This is a genomic window from Streptomyces kebangsaanensis (assembly GCF_001906585.1).
Taxonomy (GTDB): Bacteria; Actinomycetota; Actinomycetes; order Streptomycetales; family Streptomycetaceae; genus Streptomyces; species Streptomyces kebangsaanensis.
In genome coordinates this window covers 87,078-95,400 of sequence record NZ_JUJA01000167.1, presented here as the reverse complement: position 1 = coordinate 95,400, position 8,323 = coordinate 87,078, and the positions used below count along the sequence as shown (strand labels likewise).

The following is an 8,323-nucleotide window of genomic DNA, read 5'->3' as shown; positions in this document are numbered from 1 at the left end:
CCAGCCGCTCCAGCTCCTGCCGGTAGACGGCGACCTCGTCCTCGGTGATCAGCTGGTCGATGGCGAGGAAGCCGTCGCGCTCGTACGCCTGGAGGTCGGCGGCCGGGATCGGGCCGGGCGTGTCGGGGGAGCCCCAGAGGACGGGATCCTGGCGGGGGACGGTCACCTCGGTGGTGCCGCGGGTGGGGTAGAGATCGGTGACGGTGTTCGTGGTGACGGTCATGGGGGTGTCACACCTCCTCGGGCTCGGTGAGCAGCGGGTAGACGCCGTTCTCGTCGTGGTCCTCCCGTCCGGTCACGGGCGGGTTGAACACGCAGATGCAGCGGAAGTCCTTCTCCTTGACCTTGAGCGTGTGCCGCTCGTGGCCGTTGAGGAGGTACATGGTGCCGGGCGTGATCGTGTACGTCTTCCCGGTCTCGCGGTCGGTGAGCTCCGCCTCGCCCTCGGTGCAGACGACGGCCTCGATGTGGTTGGCGTACCACATCGACGTCTCCGTGTTCGCGTACAGGATCGTCTCGTGCACGGAGAAGCCGACCTTCTCCTTGGCGAGGACGATGCGTTTGCTCTCCCAGGTACCGGACTCGGACTTGATGTGCCGGTCGGTGCCTTCGATTTCCTTGAACGAACGGACGATCACGGTGGTGCGTGCCTCCTGGCTCGGTTGCTTCTTGGCTCGGTTGCTTCTTGGCTCGATCGGGTGTCAGGCGGTCTCGCGGACCGCGCGGGCGAGGACGCGCATGCCCTCGTCCAGTTCATCGGGGGTGATGGTCAGGGCCGGAAGCAGCTTGACGACCTCGCTCTCGGGACCGGAGGTCTCCACCAGCAGCCCCAGGTCGAAGGCGCGCCGGGCGATCCGCTCGGCACGGCCCCTGTCGTGGAACTCCAGACCCCACACCAGGCCCCGGCCCCGGTACTCCTTGACCTCGGCGCGGTGCTCCCCGGCGATCGAGACCAGCCACTGCTCGACCTGCTCACCACGGGCGCGGGTCTGCTTCTCCATCGCCGAGCCGTCGGTCCAGTACGTCTCCAGCGCGGCCGTGGCCGTGACGAACGCGGGGTTGTTGCCGCGGAAGGTGCCGTTGTGCTCGCCCGGCTCCCACAGGTCCAGCTCGGGCCGGAACAGGCACAGCGCCATCGGCAGGCCGTAGCCGCTGATGGACTTCGACACGGTGACGATGTCCGGCACGATCCCGGACTCCTCGAAGGAGAAGAAGGCCCCGGTGCGCCCGCACCCCATCTGGATGTCGTCGACGATCAGCAGCATGTCCTGCCGCTCGCACAGCTCCTTGAGGGCGCGCAGCCACTCGGGCCGTGCGACGTTGATGCCGCCCTCGCCCTGCACGGTCTCGACGATCACGGCGGCCGGCTTGTTGAGACCGGAGCCCTGGTCCTCCAGCAGCCGCTCGAACCACAGGAAGTCCGGGACCTTGCCGTCGAAGTAGTTGTCGAACGGCATCGGTGTGCCGTGCACCAGCGGGATGCCGGCACCGGCCCGCTTGAAGGCGTTGCCGGTGACGGCGAGGGAGCCCAGCGACATGCCGTGGAAGGCGTTGGTGAACGACACGATGGCCTCGCGGCCCTTGACCTTGCGGGCCAGCTTCAGCGCGGACTCGACCGCGTTGGTGCCGGTCGGGCCCGGGAACATGACCTTGTACGGCAGGTCGCGGGGGAGCAGGACCAGGTCCTGGAAGGTCCGCAGGAACGTGCGTTTGGCGGTGGTCGACATGTCGAGCCCGTGGGTGACGCCGTCGCGCTCCAGGTAGTCGATCAACGCCCGTTTCAGCACGGGGTTGTTGTGGCCGTAGTTGAGCGAGCCGGCGCCCGCGAAGAAGTCCAGGTACTCGTGCCCGTCCTCGTCGTACATGCGGCTGCCGCGCGCCTGGTCGAAGACGGTGGGCCAGCCGCGGCAGTAGCTGCGCACCTCGGACTCCAGGGTCTCGAAGACGCTCAGGTCGGGCTGGGTGATGGTCACGACGAATCGCTCCTCGGTGGGGGAGTGAGAGGGAGTCGGAGAGAAGGGGATGAGGTCCGGGAGGGGGACGGCCGGGGGCGGCCGGGCCTCAGAAGGACAGCGGACCGATCCGGTAGAGGACCTCCGGGTCGTGCGGCCCGTCCGGGAACTGCCCGGTGTCGAACAGGACTTCGCGCTCGACCGTGGCGCCGTGCCGGGCGGCGTAGGAGGTGAACAGCCGCTCGGAGGCGGTGTTGCCCGGGGTGATCGTGGTCTCGACCGCGGTGAGCCCGAGCTCGGCGGCGACCCGGGCGGTGAGCCCGTCCAGCAGCCGGGCGGCCAGGCCCCGGCCGCGGTGGCCGGCGTCGATGGCCACCTGCCACACCAGCAGGGTGCGCGGGCGGTCGGGCCGCACGTACCCGGTGACGAAACCGACCGGTTCACCGTCCGCGCCGCGCGCCACCGCGGACGTGGCGGCGAAGTCGCGGCACCACAGCAGATAGCTGTACGAGGAGTTCACGTCCAGCGTTCCGGAGTCCTTCGCGAGCCGCCAGAGCGCGGCGCCGTCGGCGACGGTGGGACGCTCGATGCGCGGGGTCTCCGGCAATTCGGTGCGGGGGGTTTTCAGGTCTGCTTGTGCGGCAGTCATGCGAAATGAACTTACCGAGAGGAATGCAAAAATGCATCGCCCTTGGGCCTTACATGGAACAGGCAGGTGTGTTATCGCGCGGGCGTACGACCGCGCGAAGCGGCCGCGTGATGTGCGGGTTTGCCCGTTCATTACCGGGCAAAAGGGCTGCCTTTGTGGAGTTCGTCACAGCTGGGTAACTCTTGCGAGACCCCCCGGGAATGCGCTGCGGAACGTTCGCGAAATCTTTGCGTTTAGACTGAGGGAAACGGGGCAGAAGAAAACGGGCAGCTACCCGAATTAAAGAGCAGGATTACACTTGCATAAAGCAGTTATCAAGCCCCGGTAACCCCGTCGATACGCTCCCGGAGAATGTCGGCGTGCCCGTTGTGGCGCGCGTACTCCTCAATCATGTGGACGAACACCCACCGCACACCGACCCTCACCCCCGCCATCGGCCCACCGACGATCCGCCCCGGGTCGTCCAGCCCCCGGCCCGCGCACACTTCCCGCCCGCGGGCGATCTCGCGCCGCCACACGTCCAGTGCCTGCCCGAGCCCGCGCACCGGATCGAGCGCGTACCCGGTCTCCTCCCCGAACACCGGCGGCACGTCGAGCCCGCCCACCACCCGCTGGAACCAGTTCCGCTCCACCTCCGCGAGGTGCTGCACGAGCCCGAGCAGCGTCAGCGACGAGGGGCCCGCCGACGCAGTCCGCACCTGTGCGTCGTCCAGCCCGGCGCACTTCAGTTCCAGGGTGGCCCGGTGGAAGTCCAGCCAGCTCTCCAGCATGGGCCGCTCGGCCCCGGTCATCAGCGGAACCGGGCGGCCGTCGGGCAGGGTCCGCGGTACGTCGGCGGTCATGGGGCGAGCATGGCACGGCCGGGGGCCCGGCGACCGTGCCTTTTCAGCCCCCCTGCCCCGCCCCGCCCGACTACCGGCGCCACGCCTCCGCGACCGCGCGCCGGGCGGCCTCCACGTCCACGTCCGTGCCGTGGTCGGTCAGGGCGGCGGCCAGGGCCGTCAGACTCGCCTCCACCGCCTCCCGCGTGGCGTCCGCGCCGTAGTGGTTGACGCGGATCATCTCCTTGGCGAGCGCGCCGCCGCCCGCGGCCAGCGGGAGGGCCGGGGCCGTCCCCAGGGCCCGGGTCACCAGGTCGGAGGCCGCGATGCCGGAGGGAGCCCGCAGGGTCGTGGCGACCGGGGCCGCCTCGGAAGCCTCGTGGACGTACGGCTCCAGGCCCCCGCCCAGGGCCGCCGCACCCGCGCGGGTCGCCGCGGCGGCGCGGCGGTGACGGGCCATCACCTCGTCCAGGCCCACCTCCTCGATGCGCTCCAGGCACGCCTCCAGCGCCAGCATCTCCAACTGCGCCGGCGCGTGCAGCAGCGCCTTGCGGCCGCCGTCGATCCAGCGCTCCTTCCAGTCCAGCAGGGACAGGTAGGAGCGGCGCGGTGCCCGCGGGTTCGCCGCCATCCGGGCCCAGGCGCGCTCGCTGACCGACACCGCCGACACCCCGGCCGGCCCGCCCATCGCCTTCTGCGCCCCGATCACGCACAGGTCCACGCCCCACGCGTCCGGCAGCACCGGCTCGGCGCCGACCGACGCCACGGCGTCCAGGTAGAACAGGGCGCCCCGCTCCCGTACGACCTCGCCGATCTCCGCCACCGGATTGGTGTTGCCGGTCGCCGCCTCCGCGTGCACCAGCGACACGAAGTCGATCTCCGGGTGCTCGGCGAAAGCCTCCTCGACCTGGTCCGCCGTGACCGCCGTGTGGTACGGGACCGACAGGTCGTACACCGTCGCCCCGCAGTCGCGCAGCCAGTTGCCGAACGTCTGCCCGTACGGCCCCGTGACCACGTTCAGCGCCGTCGTGCCGGGACCGGCCGTCCCCCGGATCGCGCCCTCCAGCGGCAGCAGCGCCTCGCCCTGCGTGATCACGACGTCCTGCTCGGTGGCCAGCAGCCGCGCCACCCGGTCCTCGATCGAGGCGAAGCGGTCGGCGCTCAGCGGGGCGAGGTCGAGGAAGGGATGGGTCACGGCGGTGCTCTCTCCTGCGGTTTCTGTGGTTTCCGCGGTCGCTGGGTGGTCGTCCGGGCGGACGCTTCGAGCGTAGTCGCCGGTGTCCGCCCCGCCGTCACCGGTGACTTCCCAGGCGGAGCGGCCCCACAGCCATCATTTTGGTTTGGGATGGTCAAAGTTCTCCTTATAATCAGAACCCGCACTCCGCTTGACAGTGACCAAACACCCTCATCCCCCACAGAGAGGCCGCACTCCGTGATCACGCTCTCCGGGCGCCGGGCCCGCATCCTGGCCGCCACCACCGCGACGGCAGGACTGGTACTCGTGGCCGGCTGCACCTCGAGCGGCAGCGACGGCGGCACCAAGACGGCCGCCGGCGGGGTCGAACTCGCCAAGGCCGGACAGCTCACCACCTGCACGCACCTGCCGTACCCGCCCTTCCAGTCGGAGATCGACGGCAAGGTGCAGGGCTTCGACGTCTCGCTGATCGACCTGGTCGCCGAGGACCTCGGCGTGAAGCAGCAGATCCTCGACACGCCGTTCGAGAACTTCAAGACCGGCGCCTTCCTGAACTCCGGCCAGTGCGACCTCGCCGCCGCCGGCATGACCATCACGCCCGAACGCGAGAAGCACGTCGACTTCTCCGACCCGTACTTCAACGCCACCCAGGCCCTCCTCGCCGACAGGAAGAGCGGCATCACCTCGCTCGCCGACCTCAAGGCCAAGGGCAGGAAGCTCGGCGCCCAGGCTCAGACCACCGGCGAGGAGTACGCGAAGAAGCAGGGCCACGACCCCATCTCCTTCGAGTCCTCCGACGCGGTCCTCAACGGCCTGCGCACCGGCCAGGTCCAGGCCGTCGTCATCGACTACCCGGTCGTCCAGGGCTGGCTGAAGAACAAGGCCGACGCGGACGCCTTCAAGGTCGTCGGCAACATCGACACCGGCGAGGAGTACGGCTTCACCGTCAAGAAGGGCAACGCCAAGCTCCTCGCCGCCATCGACAAGGCGATCAAGCAGGCCAAGGCCGACGGGACGTACAAGAAGCTGTACGAGCAGTGGATCGGCCCGTACGACGCCGCCGCGGCCTCCTCCTCCGCCTCATGACCCCCATCGACGCGGAACCCCGGCCCGGAAAGAAGGGGCTGACCCGGCGTCAGAAACGTCGGCTGTCGCGCGGCGCCCAGTACGCCGTCTTCGTCGCCGCCGTGATCGCCTTCGCCGCCTCGGCGGACTGGGGGCGGCTGCACAACCAGTTCGCGCAGGTGGACATAGCCCGGCAGATGTTCCCGGACATCATCACGCTGGCGCTGAGGAACACCGTGCTCTACACCCTGTCGGGCTTCGTGTTCGGACTGGTGCTGGGCATGGTCGTCGCGCTCATGCGGCTGTCGTCCGTGGGTCCCTACCGCTGGCTCGCCGGCGTCTACATCGAGATCTTCCGCGGCCTGCCCGCCCTGCTGATCTTCATCTTCGTCGGCGTCGCCGTGCCGCTGGCCTTTCCCGGCACGGAGATCATCGGCGGTACGTACGGCAAGGTCGCCCTCGCCCTCGGCCTGGTCTCCGCCGCGTACATGGCCGAGACGATCCGTGCCGGTATCCAGGCCGTGCCCAAGGGACAGATGGAGGCGGCCCGTTCGCTGGGCTTCTCGCCTGCGCGGGCCATGGTCTCCATCATCGTCCCGCAGGCGTTCCGCGTCATCCTGCCGCCGTTGACCAACGAACTCGTGCTCCTCTTCAAGGACTCCTCGCTGGTGCTGTTCCTCGGCGTCACCCTGGAGGAGCGCGAACTGTCCAAGTTCGGCCGGGACCTGGCCAGTACGACCGCCAACTCCACCCCGATCCTCGTCGCCGGTCTGTGCTACCTGCTGATCACGATTCCGCTCGGCCTCGTGGTCCGCCGCATGGAGGCCAGGGCCCAGGAGGCCGTCAAGTGACCACACCCGAGATCTCGATCCGGGACCTGCACAAGTCCTTCGGCGACACCGAGGTGCTGCGCGGCATCGACCTGGACATCGGCCAGGGCGAGGTCGTCTGCGTCATCGGCCCCTCCGGCTCCGGCAAGTCCACGCTGCTGCGCTGCGTGAACCTCCTGGAGGAGCCCACCCGGGGCCGAGTCGCCGTCGGCGGCACCGAACTCACGGACCCCGACGTCGACATCGACGCCGCACGGCGCCGTATCGGCATGGTCTTCCAGCAGTTCAACCTGTTCCCGCACCTGTCGGTGACCGAGAACCTCACCCTGCCGCAGCGCCGGGTGCTGAAGCGGGACAAGGCGACGGCGGAGAGGATCGCCGCCGAGAACCTCCGGCGGGTCGGCCTGTCGGAGAAGGCGGACGCCTATCCCTCCTCCCTCTCCGGCGGCCAGCAGCAGCGCGTCGCCATCGCCCGCGCGCTCGCGATGGGGCCGGAGGTGATGCTGTTCGACGAGCCGACCTCCGCGCTCGACCCGGAACTGGTCGGCGACGTGCTGGCGGTCATGCGCATGCTGGCACACGAGGGCATGACGATGATGGTCGTCACCCACGAGATGACCTTCGCCCGCGAGGTCGCCGACCGGGTCGTCTTCATGGACGGTGGCGTGATCGTCGAACAGGGTGCCCCGGAACAGGTCATCGGCGACCCCGGCCACGAGCGCACCCGCCACTTCCTCTCCCGCCTCCTCGACCCCGCGACGGCCGAGGTGGAGGAGGGGGCCCCGGACCGGGTGGGACAGGGCGAGCGGTAGCTCATTAAAGTGCGGTGCATGAGCGATCACGCCGTGCTGCACGTGAAGGGGCGGGTGCTCGCCGGACCGCAGGACGACCAGGTCCGGGACGAGCTGTGGGTCGTCGACGGCCGGATCACCTACGACCGTCCGGCCGGCGCGAGGGACGTGACGACCGTCGAGGGCTGGGCGCTGCCCGGCCTGGTCGACGCGCACTGCCACGTGGGCCTGGACGCCCACGGCCCGGTCCCCGAGGACGTCGCCGAGAAGCAGGCCCTGACCGACCGCGACGCCGGCACCCTCCTCATTCGGGACGCGGGCTCGCCCTCGGACACCCGCTGGATCGACGACCGCGAGGACCTGCCGAAGATCATCCGCGCGGGCCGCCACATCGCCCGCACCCGCCGCTACATCCGCAACTACGCGTGGGAGATCGAACCGGAGGACCTGGTCGCCTACGTCGCCCAGGAGGCCCGGCGTGGCGACGGCTGGGTCAAGCTGGTCGGCGACTGGATCGACCGCGACCTCGGCGACCTGTCCGCCTGCTGGCCGCGCGAGGCCGCCGAGGCGGCGATAGCGGAGGCCCACCGCCTGGGCGCGCGCGTGACCGCGCACTGCTTCTCGGAGGACTCCCTCCGGGACCTGGTCGATGCGGGCATCGACTGCATCGAGCACGCCACGGGCCTGACCGAGGACCTGATCCCGCTCTTCGCCGAACGCGGCGTCGCCATCGTCCCCACCCTGGTCAACATCGCCACCTTCCCGAAACTGGCCGACGGCGGCGAGGCCAAGTACCCGCGCTGGTCGGCCCACATGCGCCGCCTGCACGAACGCCGCTACGACACCGTCCGCGCCGCCCACGACGCCGGCATCCCGGTCTACGTCGGCACCGACGCCGGCGGCTCCCTGCCCCACGGCCTGGTCGCGGCCGAGGTCGCCGAACTGGTCACGGCCGGCATCCCGCCCCTGGAGGCCCTGTCGGCGACGACGTGGGACGCGCACAAGTGGCTCGGCCGCCCC

General features: G+C 70.1%; 9 protein-coding genes and 1 pseudogene. 4 read left to right on the top strand and 6 right to left on the bottom strand.

Annotated elements, in window-relative coordinates; all coding sequences use genetic code 11:
• The 6 genes and pseudogenes from RH94_RS45630 to RH94_RS35185 all read right to left on the bottom strand — a co-directional run.
• Nucleotides 1–223: pseudogene (locus RH94_RS45630) on the bottom strand (phytanoyl-CoA dioxygenase family protein); the annotation flags it as partial.
• 7 nt (nt 224–230) lie between these two features.
• The gene (locus RH94_RS35205) at nt 231–638 is read right to left on the bottom strand and encodes an ectoine synthase (protein ID WP_073952364.1); all 408 of its coding nucleotides are present in this window, start codon (nt 636–638) and stop codon (nt 231–233) included.
• A 63-nt stretch (nt 639–701) separates the two neighbouring features.
• Entirely contained in the window at nt 702–1,973 is a 1,272-nt protein-coding gene (ectB, locus tag RH94_RS35200) for a diaminobutyrate--2-oxoglutarate transaminase (RefSeq protein ID WP_073952363.1), read from the bottom strand.
• Nucleotides 1,974–2,061: 88 nt separating this feature from the next.
• Entirely contained in the window at nt 2,062–2,601 is a 540-nt protein-coding gene (gene ectA, locus RH94_RS35195) for a diaminobutyrate acetyltransferase (RefSeq protein ID WP_079189311.1), read from the bottom strand.
• 314 nt (nt 2,602–2,915) lie between these two features.
• Nucleotides 2,916–3,443, bottom strand: a complete 528-nt coding sequence (locus RH94_RS35190; RefSeq protein ID WP_073952362.1) for a DinB family protein — start codon at nt 3,441–3,443, stop codon at nt 2,916–2,918.
• A 70-nt stretch (nt 3,444–3,513) separates the two neighbouring features.
• Nucleotides 3,514–4,617, bottom strand: a complete 1,104-nt coding sequence (locus tag RH94_RS35185) for a pyridoxal-phosphate-dependent aminotransferase family protein (protein ID WP_073952361.1) — start codon at nt 4,615–4,617, stop codon at nt 3,514–3,516.
• Between the two features lie 237 nt (nt 4,618–4,854).
• On the opposite strand from RH94_RS35185, the gene RH94_RS35180 reads away from it, so the two are divergent.
• The 4 genes from RH94_RS35180 to RH94_RS35165 form a co-directional block, all read left to right on the top strand.
• Nucleotides 4,855–5,703: a transporter substrate-binding domain-containing protein gene (locus tag RH94_RS35180; protein ID WP_073952360.1), complete on the top strand. Its 849-nt coding sequence runs from the start codon at nt 4,855–4,857 to the stop codon at nt 5,701–5,703.
• Nucleotides 5,700–6,533 (top strand): amino acid ABC transporter permease, encoded by an 834-nt coding sequence (locus RH94_RS35175; RefSeq protein ID WP_073952627.1) that lies wholly within the window; start codon nt 5,700–5,702, stop codon nt 6,531–6,533. The genes RH94_RS35180 and RH94_RS35175 overlap by 4 nt, the downstream gene beginning before the upstream one ends.
• The gene (locus RH94_RS35170) at nt 6,530–7,324 is read left to right on the top strand and encodes an amino acid ABC transporter ATP-binding protein (protein ID WP_073952359.1); all 795 of its coding nucleotides are present in this window, start codon (nt 6,530–6,532) and stop codon (nt 7,322–7,324) included. Before RH94_RS35175 ends, RH94_RS35170 begins: the two co-directional genes overlap by 4 nt.
• 18 nt (nt 7,325–7,342) lie before the next feature.
• Nucleotides 7,343–8,323, top strand: a 981-nt coding sequence (locus RH94_RS35165; RefSeq protein ID WP_234426266.1) for an amidohydrolase family protein, incomplete at its 3' end; no start/stop codon positions are given.

Bases quoted from the DNA above. Each gene is read 5' to 3' on its own strand.
- RH94_RS35175 (WP_073952627.1), top strand. From the start codon at position 5,700: ATGACCCCCATCGACGCGGAACCCCGGCCCGGAAAGAAGGGGCTGACC.
- RH94_RS35190 (WP_073952362.1), bottom strand. From the start codon at position 3,443: ATGACCGCCGACGTACCGCGGACCCTGCCCGACGGCCGCCCGGTTCCG.
- ectA (WP_079189311.1), bottom strand. From the start codon at position 2,601: ATGACTGCCGCACAAGCAGACCTGAAAACCCCCCGCACCGAATTGCCG.